The 24,023-nt window shown below is 50.2% G+C and carries 20 protein-coding genes and 1 pseudogene; 11 read left to right on the top strand and 10 right to left on the bottom strand.

What is annotated here, in order from left to right; all coding sequences use genetic code 11:
* Window positions 1–337 precede the first annotated feature (337 nt).
* The 9 genes and pseudogenes from ACJJIE_RS03195 to ACJJIE_RS03155 all read left to right on the top strand — a co-directional run bounded on the left by ACJJIE_RS03195 (window position 338) and on the right by ACJJIE_RS03155 (window position 10,760).
* Complete coding sequence (locus tag ACJJIE_RS03195) at window positions 338–496, top strand: hypothetical protein (protein WP_444893520.1); 159 nt, start codon at window positions 338–340, stop codon at window positions 494–496.
* Window positions 483–2,021, top strand: a pseudogene (locus ACJJIE_RS03190) (type I restriction-modification system subunit M). The gene ACJJIE_RS03195 and the pseudogene ACJJIE_RS03190 overlap by 14 nt, the downstream one beginning before the upstream one ends.
* A complete protein-coding gene (locus ACJJIE_RS03185; RefSeq protein ID WP_444893519.1) occupies window positions 2,011–3,258 on the top strand; it encodes a restriction endonuclease subunit S in 1,248 nt (415 codons plus the stop codon). The pseudogene ACJJIE_RS03190 and the gene ACJJIE_RS03185 overlap by 11 nt, the downstream one beginning before the upstream one ends.
* Window positions 3,255–3,944, top strand: a complete 690-nt coding sequence (locus ACJJIE_RS03180) for a UPF0149 family protein (protein WP_444893518.1) — start codon at window positions 3,255–3,257, stop codon at window positions 3,942–3,944. Before ACJJIE_RS03185 ends, ACJJIE_RS03180 begins: the two co-directional genes overlap by 4 nt.
* A gap of 182 nt (window positions 3,945–4,126) precedes the next feature.
* Window positions 4,127–4,399, top strand: a complete 273-nt coding sequence (locus ACJJIE_RS03175) for a hypothetical protein (RefSeq protein WP_444893517.1) — start codon at window positions 4,127–4,129, stop codon at window positions 4,397–4,399.
* Window positions 4,392–5,315, top strand: coding sequence for an Abi family protein (locus tag ACJJIE_RS03170; protein WP_444893516.1), 924 nt, complete (start codon window positions 4,392–4,394; stop codon window positions 5,313–5,315). Before ACJJIE_RS03175 ends, ACJJIE_RS03170 begins: the two co-directional genes overlap by 8 nt.
* Entirely contained in the window at window positions 5,306–8,605 is a 3,300-nt protein-coding gene (locus tag ACJJIE_RS03165; RefSeq protein ID WP_444893515.1) for a type I restriction endonuclease subunit R, read from the top strand. Before ACJJIE_RS03170 ends, ACJJIE_RS03165 begins: the two co-directional genes overlap by 10 nt.
* Window positions 8,606–8,612: 7 nt before the next feature.
* Window positions 8,613–9,407, top strand: a complete 795-nt coding sequence (locus ACJJIE_RS03160) for a M48 family metallopeptidase (RefSeq protein ID WP_444893514.1) — start codon at window positions 8,613–8,615, stop codon at window positions 9,405–9,407.
* 48 nt (window positions 9,408–9,455) lie between these two features.
* Window positions 9,456–10,760 (top strand): patatin-like phospholipase family protein, encoded by a 1,305-nt coding sequence (locus ACJJIE_RS03155; RefSeq protein WP_444893513.1) that lies wholly within the window; start codon window positions 9,456–9,458, stop codon window positions 10,758–10,760.
* Window positions 10,761–10,804: 44 nt separating this feature from the next.
* On the opposite strand, the gene ACJJIE_RS03150 is transcribed toward ACJJIE_RS03155, so the two are convergent.
* Entirely contained in the window at window positions 10,805–12,484 is a 1,680-nt protein-coding gene (locus ACJJIE_RS03150) for an NAD-dependent malic enzyme (protein ID WP_413662420.1), read from the bottom strand.
* Between the two features lie 282 nt (window positions 12,485–12,766).
* On the opposite strand from ACJJIE_RS03150, the gene ACJJIE_RS03145 reads away from it, so the two are divergent.
* Window positions 12,767–14,734 carry a DUF3604 domain-containing protein gene (locus ACJJIE_RS03145; RefSeq protein ID WP_444893512.1) on the top strand — a complete coding sequence of 656 codons (1,968 nt, stop codon included), beginning with the start codon at window positions 12,767–12,769 and terminating at the stop codon, window positions 14,732–14,734.
* 299 nt (window positions 14,735–15,033) lie between these two features.
* Here ACJJIE_RS03145 and ACJJIE_RS03140 read toward each other — a convergent pair whose 3' ends face one another.
* A complete protein-coding gene (locus ACJJIE_RS03140) occupies window positions 15,034–15,483 on the bottom strand; it encodes a GyrI-like domain-containing protein (protein WP_444893511.1) in 450 nt (149 codons plus the stop codon).
* 100 nt (window positions 15,484–15,583) lie between these two features.
* Complete coding sequence (locus ACJJIE_RS03135) at window positions 15,584–16,501, bottom strand: helix-turn-helix transcriptional regulator (protein WP_282934675.1); 918 nt, start codon at window positions 16,499–16,501, stop codon at window positions 15,584–15,586.
* Between the two features lie 842 nt (window positions 16,502–17,343).
* Here ACJJIE_RS03135 and ACJJIE_RS03130 point away from each other — a divergent pair.
* Entirely contained in the window at window positions 17,344–17,679 is a 336-nt protein-coding gene (locus tag ACJJIE_RS03130) for a hypothetical protein (RefSeq protein WP_282932341.1), read from the top strand.
* A 93-nt stretch (window positions 17,680–17,772) separates the two neighbouring features.
* Here the strand turns inward: ACJJIE_RS03130 and ACJJIE_RS03125 are convergent, their stop codons facing one another.
* From ACJJIE_RS03125 to sthA, 7 genes are all read right to left on the bottom strand, one after another.
* On the bottom strand, window positions 17,773–19,356 hold the full coding sequence (locus tag ACJJIE_RS03125; RefSeq protein ID WP_444893510.1) for a bifunctional AfsR/SARP family transcriptional regulator/alpha/beta hydrolase: 1,584 nt from the start codon (window positions 19,354–19,356) through the stop codon (window positions 17,773–17,775).
* Window positions 19,357–20,036: 680 nt separating this feature from the next.
* Entirely contained in the window at window positions 20,037–20,327 is a 291-nt protein-coding gene (locus ACJJIE_RS03120; protein ID WP_444893509.1) for a YopT-type cysteine protease domain-containing protein, read from the bottom strand.
* Window positions 20,302–20,679 carry a hypothetical protein gene (locus tag ACJJIE_RS03115; RefSeq protein ID WP_282932338.1) on the bottom strand — a complete coding sequence of 126 codons (378 nt, stop codon included), beginning with the start codon at window positions 20,677–20,679 and terminating at the stop codon, window positions 20,302–20,304. The genes ACJJIE_RS03120 and ACJJIE_RS03115 overlap by 26 nt, the downstream gene beginning before the upstream one ends.
* A gap of 223 nt (window positions 20,680–20,902) precedes the next feature.
* Entirely contained in the window at window positions 20,903–21,067 is a 165-nt protein-coding gene (locus ACJJIE_RS03110) for a hypothetical protein (protein ID WP_444893508.1), read from the bottom strand.
* Window positions 21,068–21,398: 331 nt separating this feature from the next.
* The gene (locus tag ACJJIE_RS03105; protein ID WP_282932336.1) at window positions 21,399–22,037 is read right to left on the bottom strand and encodes a LysE family translocator; all 639 of its coding nucleotides are present in this window, start codon (window positions 22,035–22,037) and stop codon (window positions 21,399–21,401) included.
* Window positions 22,038–22,133: 96 nt separating this feature from the next.
* A complete protein-coding gene (locus ACJJIE_RS03100) occupies window positions 22,134–22,598 on the bottom strand; it encodes a thioesterase family protein (protein WP_282932335.1) in 465 nt (154 codons plus the stop codon).
* Window positions 22,595–23,992, bottom strand: a complete 1,398-nt coding sequence (gene sthA, locus ACJJIE_RS03095; protein ID WP_108733649.1) for a Si-specific NAD(P)(+) transhydrogenase — start codon at window positions 23,990–23,992, stop codon at window positions 22,595–22,597. Before sthA ends, ACJJIE_RS03100 begins: the two co-directional genes overlap by 4 nt.
* Window positions 23,993–24,023: the final 31 nt, after the last annotated feature.

The following is a 24,023-nucleotide window of genomic DNA, read 5'->3' as shown; positions in this document are numbered from 1 at the left end:
GCATTTCAGCTCTGACAGGTTTGAACTCTTCGACAGCAGCTATCTATTGATGGCTGCTGAAATTGAATAGCGCACCAGTAGCAGTTACAAATCCCTCACTCTAAAAAGGGGCAACCAGACAGGCCAACCCCTCCAAACCAGATTGCATCTCACTAATTGTCCTCACTTATCACTGAACAATAAACAACCAACTCAACTCCCCTAAAGAGACAGGCTGCCCTACAACCCTTGACGCCACCCGGCAGCTGAATCACCATCCCCAACATTTAGCACAACGCGGGTTTGGCCCGGTCTTATCTGGGAAGCTCTCGCACCATCGGGCAACCAATTCCCGACCATGCCCGACCAGCGAGCCACCCAAACAGATAGCACCGTAAAACCGGGTAACAACGCCCGCGACAACACCTGTAGCAATGCCAGCGCAAACCGAATTCAACTGGGCCACAGCGCCCCAGCAGTACACCAAGGACAAGAAGCACCCCATGAGCAGCAATAGCGCCGCCGAACAAATCAGTCAGGACAGTATCAACAAGGCCCTGTGGAATGCCTGCGACACCTTTCGCGGCACCATCAGCGCCGACACCTACAAAGACTTTATCCTCACCATGCTGTTCCTCAAATACATCTCCGATGTGTGGCAAGACCACTACGAGGAGTATGTGGAAGAATACGGCGATGAGCCGGAGCTGATCGAGGAGATGATGAAGAGCGAGCGCTTTGTACTGCCGCCCAGTGCCAGCTTCTACACCCTGTACGAGCACCGCCACGAGCCCGGCAATGGCGAGCGTATCGATCGGGCCCTGCACGCCATCGAAGAGGCCAACGGCACCAAGCTCAAGGACGCCGGCAAGAGCGTGTTCCAGGATATCTCCTTTAATACCGACAAGCTGGGCGAGGAAAAGCAGAAGAACACCATCCTGCGCCACCTGCTGGAAGACTTCGCCAAAACCGAGCTGAACCTGCGTCCCAGCCGCGTGGGTAACCTGGATGTGATCGGCAACGGCTACGAATACCTGATCAAGAACTTCGCCGCCAGCGGCGGCCAGAAGGCCGGTGAGTTCTACACCCCGCCGGAGGTGTCCGAGCTGATCGCCGAGCTGCTCGACCCCCGCCCCGGCGACCGCATCTGCGATCCTACCTGCGGCTCCGCCTCCCTGCTGATGAAGTGCGGGCGCAAGGTGCGGGAACACCACAACAGCAAGCAGTACGAACTCTACGGCCAGGAAGCCATCGGCTCCACCTAGTCTCTGGCCAAAATGAATATGTTCCTGCACGGCGAGGACAACCACAAAATCGAATGGGGCGATACCCTTCGCAACCCCAAGCTGCTGGACAAAAACGGCAACCTGGACCTGTTCGATATCGTCACCGCCAACCCGCCCTTTTCCCTCGACAAATGGGGCCACGACGAAGCCGGCAACGACCCCTTCGGCCGCTTTCATCGCGGCGTACCGCCAAAAACCAAGGGGGACTACGCCTTTATCCTGCATATGATCGAAAGCCTCAATCCCAAGAGCGGACGCATGGGCGTGGTGGTACCCCACGGCGTGCTGTTTCGGGGCTCTGCCGAGGGCAAGATCCGCAAGCAGCTGATTGAGGAAAACCTGCTGGACGCGGTGATCGGCCTGCCGGAAAAACTCTTCTACGGCACCGGCATCCCCGCCGCCATCCTGATCTTCGCCCGCGACAAGCAGGATGACAGCGTCATGTTTATCGATGCCTCGCGGGAATTTAAAGCCGGCAAAAACCAGAACCTGCTCACCCAGGACAATATCGACAAAGTAGTGGCCAGCTACCGCCAGGGCGCCGACCTGGACAAATACGCCTATGTGGCCAGTCTCAAGGAAATTCAGGATAACGACTACAACCTGAATATCCCCCGCTATGTGGATACCTTCGAAGAGGAGGAAGAGATCGACCTGCTGGCCGTGCGCGCCGAGCGGCAGCAGCTGAAAGCCCAGTTAAGCGAGCTGGAGGGGGAAATGGAGCAGTATTTGCAGGAGTTGGGTTATGGTGCCTAAGGGGTGGAAGATCACCAGTCTCGGTGAGGTTTGTAGCGGAAATTTACAAACAGGTCCATTTGGAAGCCAATTACACTCTCATGAGTACTTAAATTCGGGAGTTCCGGTATTAATGCCTAAGGATCTCACCGAGTGCCGAGCGAACATAGAGAGTGCTGCAAAAATATCGAACTCAAAAGCTGCGGCTCTGCAAAAACATCTCCTAAGAAAAGGAGACCTCTTATTTAGTCGTAGAGGCGATGTTACAAAATTTGCACTTATTGATGAGTTATCAGAAGGTTCGATCTGCGGAACAGGCTGTTTAAAAGCAAGGCCAAGCGAAAATCACTCGCCAGCTTTTTTATCCTATTTTTTACAAAAAGAAGCGGTAAAAAAATGGCTTGAAAAAAATTCTGTTGGGCAAACCATGCCCAATATGAATACCCAAATCCTTAATGAGCTTCCACTAGTAATAGCCTCATCAAGGCAAGAGGAAGACAAGATCGCCCATATCCTATCCACCTGGGATAAGGCCATCGACACCAGCGAAAAACTGCTCGCCAACAGCCGCCAACAGAAAAAGGCCCTGATGCAGCAACTGCTCACCGGCAAAAAGCGCCTGCGGGATAAGAATGGAGTTCGGTTTAGTGCGGAGTGGACAGTTGTCACGTTCAATGATGTTTTGAATATAGAGATTGGTGGTACACCTTCTCGCTCAAACCCTAATTATTGGGATGAAGGAAAAACAACTAATAATCAATGGCTTTCAATAGCAGATCTAAAAAGCTCAAGGATATCCGACACATCCGAATATATATCTGATTTAGGTGCAAAAAATAGTAGCGTGTCCCTGATACCATCAGGAACCATCGTGATGAGTTTTAAGCTAACTATCGGGCGTAGAGCGATTTTAAGTGAGGATTGTTTCACTAATGAAGCGATATGCGCTCTCATTATTAATAATAATGACCAACTTTACCACGACTATCTATATCAAGCTCTGGAAATAGTAGATTTTGATCAAGAGATTGATCAAGCTGTCAAAGGAAAAACATTAAACAAAGCAAAGCTCAAACGTTTAAAACTGAAACTTCCTGAGCTGGAAGAACAACAAAAAATCGCCGCAACCCTATCCAGCGCCGATCAAGAAATCGAAACCCTGCAACAAAAACTCGACTGCCTAAAGCAGGAGAAAAAAGCCCTGATGCAGCAACTGCTTACCGGCAAGCGCCGGGTCCAAGTGGAGAATGCCCAATGACTTTTAGCGAAACCGTCAATCTCGATGCGCCCATCAGTGAAGCCGATCTGGATTATATAGACGAAGTACTGCACAAGTACGGCAACGACGACTCAATATTGGATATCTGCGAGCTGGACGGCTTTCTCACCGCCCTGGTGTCCGGCCCGGAGATGATTCCCCCCAGCCGCTGGCTCTCCGAAATCTGGGGCGGCCCCGGCAACGAGCCGGAGTGGGAGTCCGAGGAGGAGATGCAGCGCTTTATGGCGCTGCTGTTCCAGCTGATGAACAGTAATGCCATGGTGCTGATGGAAGCCCCAGAAGAGTTCCAGGCCCCATTCAATATCGCTGAGAAAGATGGCGAAGCCTCTTTTACCTTCCCAGGGGTATGGTGTTTCGGCTATATGCAAGGTGTCGACTTGGGCCAATGGCCCAGCCTGCCCGCAGAACTCGACACCCAACTGCAAGCCATCGCCCTGCACGCCCGCGAGGAACATTTCGATTACCTTGGGGGCTTGACGAAGGCCGAGTATCAGCAAACCGTTACCCAAATAGAACCCGCCGCCCGCGCCCTCCACCACCACTGGCTGCAACAGCGCGCCCCGGAGCCAGCAACAGCCCCCCATCGAGCCGACCCCAAAACCGGCCGCAACGATCCCTGCCCGTGTGGCAGCGGCAAAAAGTTTAAACGCTGCTGTTTGCATTAAGGTCAAACAATAGAATTGCAAAAAATTACCGCTAACGCCCTTGAGTTCGATTCACAAGGATGTGCTATCACTCTTCGATTGCTAAACAGCAGCCATAAAGATAGATTATCCGTCACACACAAGAAGCAACATGATCCAAGTTGCGGTTACAGCCATAACATATTAAATCCAGGGAGGGGTCGATGGCGCGTAAGAATCTGCCAAAGCAGTCTACTGCCCTTATTGCCTGTGGCTGTATTGGCGCTATAGAACATGCACTGAAGCCATTTTACGATAGAGAAAATTCAATAAAAATCAATAAGTTAACCAATTATCTTGGCTACTTCTTGCTTAAGAGCGAAATAACTGGCTACAATAGCTACAACACAACCGCCACGCTTAGTGCCCGTAAGGGTAACGCGCAACCTTGGCGGTTTTTTTATGCTGTGGCTGTGAGGGAGGCATGGAATGCCTGAAATCTACAGCAAGCCCGCTCTTACCTTTTCCCAGCAATTAGACCAGCTGCAACAGCGTGGCCTGATCATCAATGATGCTCAAATCGCAGAAAAGAAGCTCCACTCAATTAGCTACTATCGCTTGAGTGGCTATTGGTACCCTTTTCGGGCGCGCAATCCGCACGGGCAACTACTCAACACCTTTGTTCCTGAAACCACATTCGATCAGGTAGTTCAGCTTTATGAATTTGACCGACAGCTACGTAGTTTAGTGCTCGATGCTTTAGAGCGAGTGGAAATAGCGCTGCGTACACAAGTCACTTACCATATTGCCCATCAATATGGTCCCTTCGGTCACACAAAATCACAAAATTTCCACCCCAATTTCAAGCACCAAGACTGGATTGCGAAACTCGAAGAGGAAACCAAGAGATCATCGGATAAGTTCATCCGTCACTATCGGCAAAAATATAGCGGCTTTCCAACTGTTCCTATCTGGCTATTAAGTGAGGTTATGACTTTTGGCTCTCTTTCCTTCTTGTATCGTGGTCTAAGAAATCAAAAAAAGGAAAATGTAGAAGACAAGAAAAAAATTGCCGACCACTTCAACTTACACCACAAACGCTTAGAAAACTGGCTACATACCCTTACTTATGTACGCAATGTCTGCGCCCATCATAGTCGGCTCTGGAATAGAGAGTTGGCTATACGCCCCGACAAAGTAAAAGACCCTCTCTGGTTGCCCCCGCAAACTCCCAGAAATGACCGTATTTTTTATATTTTACTTATTCTTCAATACTTGCAACGGGAAATCGGTGATGGGAATGACTGGGCATACGAAATAGAAAATTTAATTGAGCCGATAGCAACTGTTCCAAATTATCAAATCGCTATGGGCCTCCCCGAGGAATGGAAGGAACATCCCCTGTGGAAGTAAAGGTTAATATTAAGTTCCAAGAAGAATACGCCGCAAAGATCCCCGCCCTGGCCCTGTTGTGCAATCTGGGCTGGTCGTTTTTACCCCCCGCCGAGGCCAACCAAGCCCGTAGTGGGCGCCAGGATCAGGTGGTGCTCACGGAGATACTGCGCCGGGAGCTGGGCAAACGGACCTTCCATTTCGCCGGTAAAGAGCAGCCGCTCTCGCAAAAATCCATCGACCACCTGATTGGCATAGTGTGCAGCCCAGCGCTGAACAAAGGGCCGCTGGCGGCCAATGAAGAGCTGTACAACCACCTGCTCTATGGCATTTCGGTGACCGAGTTCGTCGACGGCAAAAAAGCCACCCCCACTATTGCCCTGATCGACTGGCACACCATCGAAAACAATCACTTTGCCTTTACCGAGGAATTCAGCGTAACCCGTGCCAGCGGCGTAGAGACCCGCCGCCCGGATATGGTGTGTTTCGTCAACGGTATTCCCCTAGTAGTGATCGAGGCCAAGCGCCCGGATGGTAAGAAAGGGCCCTCTATCGACGAGGGTATCTCCCAGAATCTGCGCAACCAGCGCCATGATGAAATCCCGCAACTGTTCGCCTACAGCCAGCTGTTGCTGTCGATCAACGGCGCCGAGGGCCGCTACGGCACCTGTAATACCCCGGCAAAATTCTGGGCGGCCTGGCGCGAGGAGGATATCGCCGATGAGGCAATGCTGGCGATCAAAAACCGCCCCCTTTCCAGCGAACAAATCCAAACCCTGTTTAAACAGCGCTCCCCGGCGGACCTGGACTGGTACCAGACCCTGATCGCCGGCGGCGAGCTGGCCTTAGGCGGCCAGGACCGGCTGTTAATCAGCTTGCTATCGCCCCAGCGGCTGCTGGAGATGGTCCGTTACTTCACCCTGTTCGATAAAAAGGCCGGCAAAATCGTCGCCCGGTATCAGCAGGTATTCGGCATCAAACGGCTCTTAGAACGCATTGCCCAACGCGGCAATGACGGCGCGCGGGAAGGCGGTGTGATCTGGCATACCACTGGCTCCGGCAAATCCTTCACCATGGTGTTTTTAAGCAAAGCGCTGATCTTCCAGCCGAGCCTTAAACAGAGCCGCCTGGTTATTGTCACCGACCGGGTGGATCTGGAGCGCCAGCTCAGCAATACCTTTGCCAGCGGTGGAGAACTGGCGGGCAAGAAAGACAAGGAAGCGGCCATGGCCACTTCCGGCAAGCGTTTGGCCCAGCAGATTGGCAGCGGCAATGAGCGGATTATCTTCTCGCTGGTGCAAAAATTTACCGGCGCCACTGCCCTGCCGGAGTGTCGCAACGACAGTGCCGACTTGATTGTGCTGATCGATGAGGGCCACCGCAGCCAGGGCGGCGAAAACCATATCCGTATGCGCCAAGCCCTGCCCAATGCCGCCTTTGTGGCCTTTACCGGCACGCCCCTGCTGAAAAACGACAAAACCACCAATAAATTCGGCCCCATAGTCCATGCCTATACCATGCAGCGCGCGGTGGAGGATCGCACCGTAACCCCACTGCTGTACGAAGAGCGTATCCCGGACTTGAATGTTAACGAGCGCGCAATTGACCGCTGGTTTGAGCGCATTACGGTGGGCTTGAGCGAGGAGCAGCAGGCAGATTTAAAGCGCAAGTTTGCCCGTAAGGGAGAGATTTACACTGCAGACGATCGCATTCGACTGATTGCTACCGATATCGCCACCCATTTTGTTAAAAACATCGATGTGGGTTTAAAGGGCCAGCTGGCCTGCGATAGCAAAGCCACTGCTATCCAATATAAAAAGTACCTGGATGAGGCCCAACAGCACTGGCCAGAAGCGCAGAAATTTGAATCGGCGGTAGTGATCAGTGCACCGGATACCCGCGAGGGCAACGAAGCGGTGGATGAGTCCTCCATGCCGGAGGTGGTGAAGTGGTGGAAGGACAATGTGGGCTCGCAAAATGAGCAACACTACACCCAGGGAGTGATTGAGCGCTTCGATAAAGACGATACCCTGAAACTGCTGATTGTAGTGGACAAGCTGCTAACCGGATTCGATGAGCCCAAGAATACGGTGCTGTATATCGATAAACCACTCAAGGAACACAACCTGATCCAGGCGATCGCCCGGGTCAACCGGCTGCACCCGGATAAAAAGTTCGGTCTGCTAATCGATTACCGGGGCATCCTGGCAGAGCTGGATACCACCCTGCAGAAATACCAGGATCTGGCCGCGCGCACCCAGGGCGGTTACGACGTCGACGATATCGCCGGCCTCTATAGCCCCATGAGCAGCGAGTACAAGCGCCTGCCCCTGCTGTATAAAAACCTTTGGGGCATTTTCGCCGGCGTAAAAAACAAGCAGGACACCGAGCAACTGCGCCAGGTGATAGTGCCAAAAACTGAACAGCGCAATGGTGAGCTGGTCGATGTGAACCTAAAAGTGCGCGAAGACTTCTACGAGGCTCTCACCAACTTCACCACCTGCCTGAAAGTAGCCTTGCAATCGGCCACCTTCTTCGAAGATAAAAGCTTTAGCGATAGTGACCGCAAGCACTACAAACAGACGGTTAAACAATTTGCCCTTTTGCGCCAATGGGCGCTACAGCAAACCGAAAAGTCTGTGGACTACGACCACTACGCGGCCCAGGTTAAAAACCTGTTGGATAAGCATGTGGTGGGGGTAGAAATCTTACAGCCCGAAGGCAAATACGAAGTCAATAAAATGGGCAAGGCGGAGCGGCCTGAAGATTGGGGGGAGGACAAAACCCGCAACGAAACCGATATTATCAAAACCCGCGTCACCCGCATGATCGAACAGGAGCTGCGCGACGATCCCTACGCCCAGGAAGCCTTCTCCAAATTACTGCTGCAAGCGATTGAGGAGGCGGAAAAACTGTTCGATCACCCACACAAGCAGTACTTACTGTTCGAAGCGCTGGAGGCCCAGGTAAAAGCCCGCAACCTGGATGAAATACCCAATGCCTTTGCCGATAATCGCCACGCCCAGGCCTATTTTGGTGTATTCAAAAAAAACCTGCCGGAGGTTTTTGCGGTTGGTGATAGCCAGGTACAGGATAAGTGGATCAAGCTGGCCTTCGAGATCGATACAATGGTTGCCCAGTCCGTAATGGAGCACTCCATCAGCCCGCAAAATATTGAGAAGGATATCCATAAAAAGCTGATGCCCAAATTATTTATGGAGTGTAAATCCATCGGCAGTGGTATGGTGCAGACCAAGAAAATGGTGGAGATGATCTTACAGATCACCCGCGTTGGTTTAAGCGGAGACTAATCCCGGCATGAATGTGCCTATTACTTCCCCCCCAAATAACCCCAACCCCCGGCAACTGAGCTTTGCCTATGGGGATGAGCGCATCACTTTTGAATGCCAACCCCGCTCCCAGGCCAGTGGGCGAGTGCTGATCAAAGTGCACCCAGACTGCCGTGTGGTGGTCAGCGCACCGGAACCTATCGATAACGATGCAGTATTAAAAGCGGTAAAAAAACGCGGGCGCTGGATTTACCAACAGCTGCGGGATTTCCGCAAGGCGCTGGAATATATAACACCACGGCAATATATCAGCGGCGAGAGCCACTACTATCTTGGCAAGCAATATCTGCTGAAAGTTATTGAGTCTGAAGACACCCAACAGCAGGTGAAATTACTGCGCGGCAAGCTGGAAGTCTCCGTGCGGAAAAAAGATCCCGAAAGAGTGCGCCTGCTTTTGGCCGAATGGTACAAGGCGCACGCCAAAGAAATTTTTCACCGCCGCCTGGATGCCCTGCTTGAGCAGACCCTGTGGGTTTCCGGGCGCCCACCCCTGCGTATCCTCAGTATGAAAACCCAGTGGGGCAGCTGCTCCCCCCAGGGGCGCATTACCCTCAATCCCCACCTGGTAAAAGCGCCGCGCCAGTGTATCGACTACGTCATTTTGCACGAGCTCTGCCATATCGCCGAACACAACCACAGCGAGCGATTTTACCGTTTAATGAATCAAGTGATGCCCAAGTGGGAAGACACGAAAAACAAACTGGATGCTATGGCGAATTTGATTCTGGGTGATACCCTGCCTTTTTCACCTACAAGCGGATAAATTGTCTAAATTCTCTTGTAGATCGCTGTCACACTACGGAAAGCCGACATGCAAAAATCGCCATGGGTTGAAAACGCCATCGCAAAAGCGGATGCACACTGGCAGGCATCCAAGTCCACCATTGAGGGCAAAGTATTCAGTGATGTACAGGACAACCAGGGCCTTCAGTATGTCGATATCGTGATGGAAGGTGGCGGTATGCTGGGGATCGCCCTGGTGGGATATACCTACATTCTTGAAAAGGCGGGAATTCGGTTTCGCAAAATTGCTGGAACCTCAGCGGGTGCCATCAATGCGCTCTTCTTGGCAGCGGCCGGCACACCGAGCACTGGCAAGAGCGAAAAGCTCTTGGGCATCCTGGCCAATGCGGACTTTGCCAGTTTTGAAGATGGCGAGCGCTATGCGCGCAAAACGGTACAGCGCCTGCTCAAGGGCAAAGGCTTGATGAGCAGTTTGGCATTGCACCCCTTCGATTCTATCCGCACCTTGCGGCACCTGCTCAGACATAAGGGGCTGAATCCGGGAGATACCTTTACCCAGTGGTTACAAACGGAGTTGAAACAGCTGGGCATTACCAACACCGCACAGCTCAACCAGAGAATTAACCAGTTCCCGCAGCTCCTGTACCGTGGCACACCCGATCACCTGATCGGCAGCGGCGAGGTTGCCCTGGTGGCAGCGGATATCACTACAGAGACCCGCGCGGTGTTTCCAGCCAAGGCGCCGCTCTACTTCGATAATCCGAGCGCAGTAAATCCGGCAGAGTTCGTGCGTGCCTCCATGTCGGTACCCGGCTTCTTTAAGCCCTACACCGTAAAGGGCATCCCCCAATTAAGTGAGTGCAATACTGTCGCCGAGAATTGGCGCAGCATTAAAGGCATCGGTGATCCCAAACGATTTTTCCGCGCTGGCTTTCCCAAAGATATTGAATTTGTTGACGGCGGCCTTGTCTCCAACTTCCCTTTCGATATCTTCCATAAACCCATAGGCACCCCCAAATTGCCAACCTTTGGGATCAAGTTGGAAGTGGACCTGTACCAGCCAAAATCAGATAAGGTAGGAAGGTTTGCGATGGGGCTGATCAGCACTTGTCGCAATATGCTCGACAACCATGTGCGCGCGAGCTTGAACGCGGAATACCATGCGCTGGTAAAAGAAATCCCCATTAACCCCACCGATACCGGAGAAAACCCGCACTGGCTGGATTTTTCCATGCCGGACCACCACTGCGAACACCTGTTCCTATCTGGCGTCAATGCAGCAATTGAGTTTTTGAATCAGGGATTCCACTGGGAGGATTACTTGGTGTTGCGCCAACCGGACTCCTTTTATACCGGGGAAAAGCTGGCTTAAATGCAGGCCCGATGCGATAGTCGCAGCGGGCCCAGCACTCTTATTTAGAAAGAGCGACGACGGTAAGAACGGTAATCTGCACGCCAGAAGTTACGCTCTAGCAAACGCTCTAAATGCTCACGGCTCACCTTGGGCGCAACGCCATCCAATTGCGCTTGGGCAGCCACTGCCCTGGCAATATGCATGCTCACTTCGCGAATATCATTCAGGTGTGGCAATAGGGCACCCTCGCCATCTTTCACCACCGGCGCCTGCTCTGCCAGGGCGTTGGATGCTGCCATCAACATACTGTCAGTCACTTTGGATGCACCGGAAGCAATCACGCCGAGGCCAATGCCCGGGAATATGTAGACATTGTTACACTGCGCTACCGCATAGTGATGACCATCGATTTCTACCGCTGCAAAGGGACTGCCGGTAGCCACCAAAGCTTCGCCCTTGGTCCAGCTGAATATCTCAGTTGGAGTCGCTTCAGCACGGGAAGTGGGGTTTGACAGTGGCATCACCAAAGGACGGCGGTGCCCCTTATGCAAAGCTTCGATTACTGGCTGGGTAAACAAGCCACCCTGCCCCGAAACACCAATCAGGATGCTGGGCTCAACATTGCCGATCAGCGTCTCAAGATTCCAGCTGGACACTCCATCGTATTTGCTCGGGTCCTGGGCCAGAGCTGCCTGGAAGTCGTGCAGGCCTTTCATATCGGAAGTCACAAGCCCGTAGCGATCGAACATAAAGATCTGTTCACGAGCCTCGGCATCGGAAAGACCTGCCTGCACTTTTGCACTGACGATTTGCTCGGCAATACCACACCCGGCTGAACCGGCACCCACGATCGTCACCTTTTGCGCGGCGAGGGTTTCTTGCCAGGTTTTACAGGCAGCCAGGATAGTACCCAGTGCTACAGACGCCGTGCCCTGAATATCATCATTAAAACAGCACAGGCGGTCGCGATAGCGCTCTAACAACGGCGTGGCATTGGTTTGGGCAAAGTCCTCAAACTGAACCAATACCTTGGGCCAGCGACGCTTTACCGCTTCAATAAATTGCTCCAGGAATTCATCGTACTCTTCCTGGGAAATCCGCTCATGGCGCCACCCCATATACATGGGATCACTCAGCAAAGTGCGGTTATTGGTGCCAACATCCAAGGTGACAGGCAAGGTATAAGCCGGGCTGATGCCGCCACAGGCGGTATACAGAGAGAGCTTGCCAATAGGGATACCCATGCCGCCGATACCCTGATCACCCAACCCGAGTATCCGCTCGCCATCGGTCACCACAATAACTTTGACGTTCTCTTTAGTGGCGCTGCGCAGAATATCGTCGATATATTCCCGGTCCGGATAGGAGACAAATAATCCCCGGTGGTTGCGATAAATACTGGAAAACTCTTCACAAGCTGCACCGACAGTGGGGGTGTAGATAATCGGCAGCATCTCTTCCGTATGATGTTCGATCAGATAGAAAAACAACGTCTCGTTGTCGTCCTGGATTCCCCTCAGGTAGATATGTTTTTCCAGGCCAGTCTTACACTGCTGGAATTGGAGGTAAGCGCGCTTGGCCTGTTCTTCAATCGTCTCAACGGTATTCGGCAGAAGACCGACCAAATTAAACTCGAGACGCTCTTCCAAGCTAAATGCGCTGCCTTTATTGAGCAGTGGTATTTCCAGTAGGGAGGGGCCTGCGTGGGGGATGTAAAGTGGACGCTTTTCGTTGTTACTCATATGCCTGCTTTTGCCTATCGCCCGAAGCGATGATTATTGCGTAGCCATATTTCAATATGACTGAATTAGCCAACCATGTTCTTGAAGTTGCATAAATGTGCTAACTCAACTTGAGCCGAAGACTATCTATTGTGCCGATAGATAACAAGGCCCCCGGTGTGGCCCAATTCGCGAATAAACAGAGTCGCTCAACTATGCTAGCTGTAATTTATCTTCTCTTCGCAACGAATTCTTTTAAGTTAAAAAGCGATCCGACACATTCAGGAAATGGAGCCGCCATCGATGCACAAGAGCAAAGCTGGATTAACCCTGCTCCTCTTTATTCTTGTACTCAGCCTTTATAGTTGCAGTAAAAAGCCCGACGGAGATAAAAATACAAATTCAAACGCCCGACAGACAGAGGACGCCACTCCAGAAAAACAAAGGCCGCTCACGGCGATGGCACCGGAGATAGAAGCGGAGCTGGAAGCCCAACGGGACAGCGATAAACGCATCGCTCGCAATGTCTATTTTGGCGATACACATGTCCATACTGGCTGGTCGGTAGATGCGGGGTTGGATGGCGCAATTCTTACTCCTGGTGACGCCTATCGATTTGCCCTGGGAGAAACTGTTACCTCCAACAGCGGACTGAAAGCCAAGCTCAGCCGCCCTTACGACTGGTTCATGATCACCGATCATTCAGACGGTATGGGAGTTATCAGCGAGATCGTCGATGGCAACCCGGAAATGATGTCCAATGCCACCTTGAAAAAATGGCACGAGGCATTAATTTCAGGCAGCGAAGAAGCGACCAATGAAGCAAAAAGTGAAGTCATCGTGCTTCAATCAGAAGGCAAACTGCCCGAGCAGGTAATGGACCCGAAATGGATGAAATCCGCCTGGGAAAAAACCGTTGAAGCCGCAGAGAAATATTACAAACCCGGAGAGTTTTCTACCTTTATCGCCTTTGAGTGGACAGTTAACGCCGATGGTGGCGACAACCTGCACCGCAATATTATTTTTCGTGATGGCGCAGACCGCACTAAGACCCTGCTTCCCCTAACTACCTTTGATACCGAGAACCCGGTAAAACTCTGGGAGTGGATGAAAGCCTACGAAGACAAAACCGGCGGCCGGGTACTCGCCATTCCCCACAACGGCAATATGTCTAATGGCCGTATGTTTATCGAGCGGCAGTTTGATGGCTCCGAACTCACTCCGGAGTGGGCACAAATGCGCGCCCGTTATGAACCCCTTTATGAGCTGGTACAGGTAAAGGGACAAAGTGAGTCCCACCCTGCCCTCTCCCCGGAAGATGAATTTGCCAACTGGGATCTGTGGGATAGAGGCAACCTGATCTTAAAGCCCAAGCCCCCCGGTGCCCTGCAATACGAGTACTGGAGGGAGGCACTCAAGTCTGGCCTACGCCTGGAGGAGAAGCTGGGCACCAACCCTTTCGTGCTAGGCGCAAACGCAGCTACCGACACCCATACCGGGCTTTCGACACCGGACCAGGACAACTTCTTTGGCAAGTTCAAGACCCTGGAACCCAGTAACAAGCAGCGCTGGGCATTTCCCCTGCTCAAGGGGGTTGGTGGAGAGTACTTCGGCTGGGAACAAGCTGCCTCAGGCGTTACGGGAGTCTGGGCCAACGAGAATACGCGGGAGGCAATATGGGATGCGATGTACCGCAAAGAGACTTTCGCCACCACAGGCCCCCGGATCTCAGTTCGCTTCTTTGGAGGCTATGACTATAACGATGGGGATATTCACGGTGATCTGGTCGCCAATGGCTATAAAAAAGGCGTACCAATGGGCGGGAAACTACCTCAAGCCAGTGAGGGACAGGTACCGACATTCCTTATCGCAGCACTGAAAGACCCTGAGGGCGCCAACCTGGACCGCATTCAAATCATCAAGGGCTGGCTGGATAGCAGCGGACTCACCCGGGAGAAGATCTTTAATGTGAAGTGGTCTGGAAGCCGTAAACTGGATACCGAGGGAAAACTACCCCCGGTTGGGACTACTGTGGATATGAAGACGGCGGAATACACCAACTCCATCGGCTCCCCTCAGCTAGTCGCGGTATTCAAAGATCCCGACTTTAACCCCAAGGAAAGAGCCGTCTACTACCTGCGCGCCCTGGAGATACCCACACCCCGATGGACTCTATTTGACAAGGTACGCTTCGGTATTGAAATGGATGAAAAAGTACCCCTTACCCAGCAGGGGCGAGCATTCAGCTCGCCAATTTGGTATTCACCCTAGAGTTAAGGAGCCTCTGAATAACTCCGTGATACCTCTGGCATGCAGAGCGGTTCACAATCAAGGCGCGGCTTCGCAGGAATGTCTAGACCTTTCAAGAAGTCGCAACGCGGAGTGTGAATCGCTCTGCAAGCCCCGAAGGGCGGGCCTTGAAGGCCGCACCTGCTGCGTTGCAGCTCTTGCCAAGGGCTACGGCCATTCGCGGCGAGCTGCGCCTAACATCTGCAGCCTTCAAGACTCGCAGAGGCATTACGGAGTTATTCAGAGGCTCCTTAAATAGCCCGTATATATACGCGGTTCAACTACTTGATGGATATGGCTATCTGAACCTCGTTTCCATCCACATACTGCTCAAAATCTGTGGTGAAAGCTCGCTGATGGGGGCAATCCTCCGCAGCGAAATAACTCCAAACCTCACCCCACAAATCAATGGCGACCTGAGGCATTTCCCCTTTGGCTGAAAACATCAGGTATTTGCCGGGCAGTATTTGAATCGACTTGAAATCCTCAGACATATCCTTCGACAACATATCTGAACATGCATAGACATCAAAAAAACCGTTATGGTCAGATTCGTAGTTGGAGTAAACACCAAATACCTTAGGGTTGCCCCTTAATTTGGGGGCAGCCTCTGCGCCGAACCTATCCCAGAGTGGCGCTATTTTTGCCTTTTCCGGATCGGCCTCATTAGCATTCTTAGTACGGGTATAAAAACCCACCAAATCCAGACTCCCTAATTCTCTAACTTCCATATCGACAGGCCATTTTTCTAATTATTTGCAGGAAGCCGAATACTATAACAACTTCTGTAATACTGGCCAGGCATTCAAAGTCACAAAAAATCACAGACGCTTAATCAAGAGCGTCCATGAATTTCTGTCTCACCTCCGAGGGCGGGCGCCCATACATCGACTTATAAAGCTGGGTAAAATAGGACTGGCTTGAGAACCCACTCTCCAGAGCGATATCAACTAATCGCTTATTTGTAGTCTTCAATTGAAGATCAGCATGCTGTAGCCTGCGCTCATTAATCCAGGACTTGGGCGATTCCGACTTGAATACCCGGCTGAACCTATTCTTAAATGATGTAAGACTCATCCCAATATGCTTGGCATAGTTTGCTACAGACCAAGGTTGAGTTACGTTCTCCTCCATAAACCGGCGAAAACTCTCTGTTGCCGGGTTTACTTGACGAAGCAACTCATTAGCCAAGTAACAACCGCAATCCCCTTTTAGCTTCAAAAGGAGTAGCTCTTCCAATTTTAAGTAATTCAAACTTTCATCATTCAGTTCGCTAAATGCACTCAATGAATCCAAAGTGAAGCGCGTCAGATCACACGCAGGGAGAATAAAGGGATCTCTCTTAGGAGCACTTCCCACATGAGTTGCCAGAACAAGTTTGTTTTTAGCTTTTAGCAGTACACGTGTGTGCCGCTTATAAAACCGGGTCAACATTGCCGAGCTGATACTGACACTGATAATCAGTAAACTTTCCCCCTTAGGGAGGTTGCCAACCATAAAACCGCCAACAGCACCAGTTAACCAGACCTGCCCTGACCCCATACGGAACTCACGAATACCACAATTGATACTAGCTACACCGCCAATCACCATTAAAAGGTTAAACCCAGACAAGAATTCAAGTGATACATTTTGACCAGGTGGGACAGTTACCTTTTGAAACTGAAATAAATCATCTGAATAATGGCACTCAAATAAGACCTTCTGTCTCAAAGGAATGCCCAAGTCCTTTTGGTTTGGGAGAATCATGGGGTTCACCGCTAAGATTACATCAATGTTCCTTTAAGCCTCATCTGAAGTAGCTGAGGCCAAGCTACAATCATCGGTCCGATTACTTTCCCTACAACTTCTAGGAACGATCATTAAGAGGGGATCGGAGCCACTATCTGACTCACCTATTAAAGCCAACAACCGTTGAACTGAGCGTTTGAAGCATCAATTGAATATCTAGAATTGTGATATTTTTTATGGAACTAAAGTGCCATACTGCCTGATGTAATCGACACTAAACTGCCAATATGGGCTAGGGTAGATAGCCGCTACAAATCAAAAGTTCGCGGTACACTGTGCAACCACCAAATTTACCAGGGCATCCCCCAATACATTATGCCTGCCCCCTTTACACTTATTTACACTACCTCCAAAAGGCAAGATAAGGCCCTTCGTGCTAATACTTACATTTGAAATTGTCGCCAGATGAAAACTCTAAGTCTTACAACTTGCCCCCTATAAGAACTGCAAAATAACCAAGCTATTCCCCAATGATTCAACTATTGATCAAGTGCTTTTGAAACTAAGAAACAATTAATTTGTACCAGGTAGGTTTTTTACTTAAAATATGAGAAAATGCTCCAAAAGGTATTCTCCAGCTGCTCCACGGCAGAATTTGCACCATCAGAGTGCTTGGAGCTAGGCAGAATATTTACTGATAAACTGAGAGAAATTTACATAAAGCCTATGCAATCAGAAAATTTCATAGCAATACCTAACCTTTATATATCATTTATAAGCTAGTATTTATTAAGATCTTTTCTGTTAATCTTTGGATTTATCAGTATTTAAATCAATAAACTCTTACGCATTTGAGATTTATGTCAACTAGTTATTCTAAAGAATTAAATCGACTTGCCCAACTTATGTGGGAGCAAGAAGCGGAACTGGAACTCAAGCCCCAAGAAGAGAAAGAAGCCGCACCAGAGAAATCCTCAGTAGACAGTGCCCCCAGTGACGTTTTTTGGGGGAAATGGAAGGGGCGGTATATCGTGCTTATGCGCTATATATCAGGAAGAACAACTTCCAATGTGAAATTACCCAATATATATGCCGATGAGGCCGCTGCCCGTTCTGCAGCCCTCGATATCATTCGAAAATTCCCAGAAGCCTCGATCCGTTATCTTTCCGCTAAAGAATTGGCTGTTTATCTGTAGCTAAATTTTCGAGGATCATTTGCTAGAAGCTTCTTGTCCGGGTGGCTGCTCGCCAGCACCACCCTCCCTCCAATAGCCTCACTAAGTTAGCTATTAGTGCTTTGAAATAAATTGGCGAACCTCCTCTACAAATACCTTCGAGGCAGGCTCTCGCCCGAGAAGTAAGTGGCCATCGCTATTGAGACCGACAAATCGAGCACCCGGGATTGCTGAAGCGATTTCGCAACCTGTGTGAACCGGGATACGCTGATCCCCCAATGAATGAATGACCAAGGTAGGCACTGTAACTTTTTTGAGCTTGTCCCGCACATCAATACTGCCAAAAACCGATAGAAAACGGACAGCATTTTCGGGAGAGGTCGTTAGACGCTGGAACTCATTAAACCATGCCAGTTCGGCGGAATTTGCACTCGGCATAAATGACGAAGAAAAAATCTGCCTATAGGCAGGATTGTCCTGCCCCCAACCTGTCGCTGTCAGGGTCATTACAGCCTCACGCTCTTTAACCGTAGCTTCGCTCGCACCAATCCGCCAACCCGCGTGATAACCGCCAAACAAAATAAGCTGCCTGACTCGATTGGGATGCCGAACAGCATACTCAATAGATACTGCTGCTCCCTGAGATATCCCCAGCAGGGTAAAGTTATCGACGCCGCAAGCATCAACTACGGTCTCAAGGTCAGTAACAAATGACTCAAATGAAATATTGTCGACCTCCCAGTCCGAAAGACCATTCCCACGCTCATCGTAACGGATAAACTGGTGATCTAAAGAAAGCTCCTGAAATAGCGGACTCCAAATGGGAGAGTCCCAGTCATGCTCCAAGTGACTCAGCCAATTTGCAGCTTTAACAATAGGAAGCCCTTTTCCCATCTTGGCATAGGCAATACGCACTCCATCACTGGCCGTACAAAATTCAATCTTTTGCTGGGTTAGCAGTTTACGTCCATTAGCCAAATTATCGGCAGCCTCCTGCACTACCTGCTCCCCGAGCTTACAGGGCGACCACGCAATACCTGCTTTGCGGAAACGGTTTGACAGCCTTGAGCGCTCAAGCTCTATTTCACTATCCATCCCCTGTGATGCCATCGCCCGCAGCAACTGCGTCGCAGCATTTGGGTTATAGGGCTCCAACTCTTCCCAGCGGCGAGCCCAAATAAGCTGATCAGGCAAAGGAATCCCCGGATGGGAGGCTAGGCGCGACAACACCCTCCCCCGTAGATGGACGATCTCCTGGCGCTCTGCCAACAACCATTGCTGGAAAAGTTCCTGATCAGGGAGATCGACACCATCCAGGAAAGGCTCTTGTAGCTGTCGATAGATATCCTCCAGCTCCGATGCCAGCAGTTTGGGGGAATCAAGAGTTAAAGCAATTTGGACAATGTCGATAGCCACACCCTCCGTGTCCATACTGACACGCTCTCTGTCGGCTAGTAGGCGCTCTTTATCGGAGTCGTTGACTATCGATCGGATTTTGCTCAAAGACCAGCGCAACGATGCGCGCGGATCATCTGGCAACTCCCAAAATATTTCACACAGGCGATCCCGCCGGTGGGGCCTCGCCGCCAACAACAGAAAAGCCAAAAGGGCTCGGGTTATTTTAGAGGGCGGTAGATTGACCGGACTGCCATCACGAGTGACAAGAAAGTCGCCCAGCATCTGAACTGAAATACCCATGAATGAATTATTTACCCCTGAAAAATGAGATATCTTCTAGAGAGCCCCTGAATAGCTCCGTGATGCCTTTGACTTTCAGAGCGGACCTCAGTCAAGGTGCGGCTTCGCGGGGCCCAAAAGGAGTCACAGCGCAGAGTGATAGTGCATTGAAGGCTGCGGCCATTCACGGCGATGGTGCCCAACACCTACAGCTCCCAAGGTCCACAGAGATATTACGGAATTATTCAGGGGCTCCCTAGCACCCAAGAAATTTCCTGGCAATTTTCTCAAGGAAACCAAATGGCTGCAAACACCATTCATTACAGTTGTGAACCACTTGAACAATAGGCGCCCCACTTCGCTATAACGGGCCCAACGCTTAACAACTGGGCGGCAAAAATAAGGAGTAAAAGGTACCGCACGGTACAAAGGCGAGACTCGAACTTCAAGATTAGTCAGCAGGGGGAATTGCAGCGGACCGCCTAAAAAGTGGCAGGAATCAAATCCCATAGAGGGAGGGCGCGAAGCCGCTACTTACCGGCAACCAAAGCGCCCCTCAGCTTTATACGAAAAAGCTTATCAACTTCATCCGTCGCCAAAAGACAGGGGCATTTATCTCGGACTAGCAGCCCAGTTAATCCCGCCCCCAGAGCAAATGGTAACTATTTATACAAACTCAACACCCTTTTACTGAATTAAACCTAACGGTCTTTGTGCATAAAGAAATCAAACCCAATTGTACGCGTTGTTCTATACAGGCGTGATTTCCGATGGTAATGTTCATACCACTTCCGGAACCTATCATAAGTCAGGAATTTAAACTCGCCCTTATTAGGATCAAAATAATAGCTTGTCTTATTGGCACCTGCCTCTATACGAAATGCTGTTGCATGCCCCCAGCCATTCCCGGCAAATCTCATCATGCTGTAAATAGTGCCAGTTTGCTGCCTAAAGATATCTGATTCTTCAAGCGCACCAAAGCTCTCGTCCAACGTAACCGAAACCTTGCGACTTTAGATAATTCTGAGATTCCACAAGCATTTCACGGCTTTTATGAAATCTCCCCTCCTCACCATTTTTAAACTTAAAACGGTATATGGACGCGTAGCGCTGCGCGACCAGAGCGATCTTGGTGGAATCTATACTGTCGCCAGTAGTCAATGCAGCCTTCAAACCACCATGCAATGATTTAGTAATCCAACTCACCGCCAAGGCTTCACAAACGCCATCTTTCGAAAAGGCGTGCTTTTTAGTAATACTTGAATACCCACCCTGGCTAAACTTCCAGGTTAAAACCCCGCCCATATTAGAGGCATCTACATCAACAGCTGGAAAAATTGGCATTTTATCATCCTCACATCGCAACCGATATCCGGCTTCCATACCATCTGGCATTTATGCAAATAACACACAAATTATTACTTAAAGAAAAACAAAAAAATCTACAAAATAGATATCTTTCTAAAATCCGGAACAAAACGATCAATACAAATACACCACTACCCCGCTTTTACAAAGCTATAAGACTTAAAAATAAGGCAAGCAGCAGTCATTTATTTGAAAAAACTTACTCATATAAAACTATAAGCATGCTATATTTTTGCGGACCACAAGCCCACGATAAGCAACCAATATCACCATCAGGCAAACCAAACATAAAATAATTTTCGCCATTTAAAAAACCCACACCCTCAACAGCGGTATTTTTTAGATATCCCACCCAAATAGACATTCGGAAATTTCCCAGCACGGAAATATAATTAAAGCTAAGTAAACTAATAGTTAAGTTTATATTTACAATCAACAAACCCCAGCCGACAAATAGAGTTAAATCAATAGGCTCTTATTAAACTTTGTACGGGGTACGATAGCGCGACTAAAAAGCAGGGAAATATATACTCTCAAACGCATAAAAAAAGGAATATATACCGATAAACACGGCAAGATTAGAACAGTTAAGAGTAGATCTGGATAAAATGCCCAGTCTATTAGAAATTCGGTTGGACAATGCACCCTTCAAATATTGGCACATGGAGGCAATATTTAAAGGGCACAGCTCAGACTTAAGCGTCCTGGCGAACCACTAGAGCGGCAAAACCAAGCAATACGCTGCCACTAAAACGCTGAATCCATTTCTGTATCATTCCGCCTATAGAAACCGCTCGCCATTGCGACAGCATAATCGCAACCCCCAAGAACCACAGAAAGATAATGGATGCGTGAATCGAGACCAGTAAGAAAGCTTCATAGTAGCTAGCACTACCTACCGAGATAAACTGCGGGAAGGCGGCAAGGTAAAACATCGATACTTTCGGGTTCAGAATCTGGGTCAGGAAACCCTCAGCAAAATTTCGGCACGCATCACCAGGCGCTTTTGCGCTTGGCTGTAATCTATCGGGAGCCCTGTGAGCGGAAGGTCTCGAGAAAGTAGCCACTATCGTTTTTACGCCCAAATAGGCCAAGTAGGCAGCCCCGAGATATTTGATCAGGGTATAAAGTTCAGCCGACTGTAGAATAATCGCCGATAAACCCAGAATTGAGATGGCGCCGTGGGCAAACGTTGCCGAAACCAGCCCCAGAATATTCTCCACACCCGACCTCAGCCCCTTATCGGCCACCGTTTTAACAATGAGGACACTGTTCGGCCCCGGGGAAATTACTAACAAAAGGGAGACTGCGGCAAATGCAAGAATTTCACTCATAACAATAAACACCTTAAAGAAAGCCAATGGATAGGGGGTACATCTAAGGGGTATATCTAAGGAGGTCTCCGAGCCAAGGGTTGGCTCGGACTAAGGTCAATACAGGTAAGTTGCCGTACCGGTAGCAATCAATTCATCCGTGTCGTTAATCAACTCCATTCTCGTTACAACCAGCTTGTTACCGGTGCGCAGAATTGAGCCATGGCAGAGAAAGTGTTCTCCCCTGCCCGGCTTTAGGTAGTCTACACGCATGTCGACCGTACCCAGCTTTAATAGGCGATCCACTTTTTCTTTCCAGTGCACATCTCCCAGATGCTGGTAGGCGGCGACCATTGCGGTCAAACCACCAACCGTATCCAGGGCGGTGGCAATTACGCCACCGTGCAGGATGTTCTTCCACACATTGCCGATCAACTGTGGGTTCAGTTCAAAGCCTGCGGAAAGTGTGAGCGCCTCCAGGTCCAGGTCGCGCATCTCAAGTCCAATTTGTTGATTAAAAGGAATCTGCTCAAAAAATTCCTTTACCAACGCCTGAAACTCACTGGGTGAGGGTTCTGTCATAGGCGGGCAACCCGGTTGAGCCCATCCAGTGCAGCACTGCGATATGCCTCTGCCATGGTGGGGTAGTTAAAGGTGGTATTAACGAAATAATCGATCGAATTATTCGGTGCTGGTTGTTTCATAATGGCCTGGCCAATATGCACAATCTCAGCAGCCTCTGCTCCAAAGCAGTGAATGCCCAGGATTTCGTGAGTCTCGATATGGAACAAAATCTTGAGCATGCCTACGCGCTCACCAGAAATCTGCGCCCGCGCAGTGTGCTTGAACAGTGCGCGGCCCACTTCGTAAGGTACTTTGGCTGCGGTTAGCTCTGATTCGGTTTTACCCACAGAGGAAATCTCTGGAAGGGTATAAATCCCGGTAGGCGCATCTTCAATTACTCGATGGCCACGGCCCGCAATCGCTGCTGCAACCGCACGCCCCTGGTCATAAGAGGCACTGGCAAGGCTGGGCCAGCCAATCACATCACCTACCGCAAAAATATTTTCAATTTCGGTACAGTAATGATCGTCAACGCTCAATTGTCCGCGATGGTTCGCTTCCAGACCGACATTCTCCAGACCGAGGGAGCTGGTGTTACCAGTACGGCCGTTACACCAGAGCAATGCATCCGCATGAATACGTTTGCCGGACTGCATCTCCATAATTACGCCCTGCTCATTGGGCAGTACCCGCGCATACTCCTCCTGGTGGCGAACAGTCACGCCCATATCGCGCAGGTGATAGCTCAGCGCATCAGAAATCTCATCATCGAGAAATTCCAGCAGGCTGTTACGGGTATTAATCAAATCCACCTTAACGCCGAGGCCAGCGAAGATAGACGCGTATTCACAGCCGATAACACCAGCACCATAGATCATAATGGAGTGAGGGGTGTGCTGCATGTCCAGGATCATATCGCTGTCGTAGACCCGTTCGTGATCAAAGTCTACATCGGCGGGGCGATAAGGGCGTGAGCCAGTAGCAATAATAAACTTCTTCGCTGTAATAGTTTCCGCCGCACCATCGGGCATAAGCACCTCGACAGTATGTTCATCGCGGAACTTGGCTTCGCCGACGATTAGCTCAACCCGGTTGCGGGCATAAAATGAAGTGTGCATTTCCACCTGATAGGAAATGACTTTATTCACCGTCTGCATTACCTGGGGGAAAGTAAGGCGGCGGGGTTCACCCAATGCGCGAAAAACGCTCTGGGTGTTATAACGCATCAACTGTTTGACAGAGTGGCGCAGCGCCTTGGAGGGAATGGTACCTTTGTGAGTACAATTACCACCAACCACTTGGCGCTTTTCAATAACCGCAACGCGCATGCCCTTTTTTGCTGCGCTCATTGCGGCGGCCTCTCCAGCCGGGCCAGAACCAATTACTACCAGGTCAAACTTTTGCTCTGCCATTAAATGCTCTAATTCTATTTTCCAAACGGAG

This window comes from Microbulbifer maximicatervae (SeqCode), from assembly GCF_052467325.1.
Note: the sequence above shows the minus strand (reverse complement) of the source record. Positions and strands in the feature narration are given on the sequence as shown.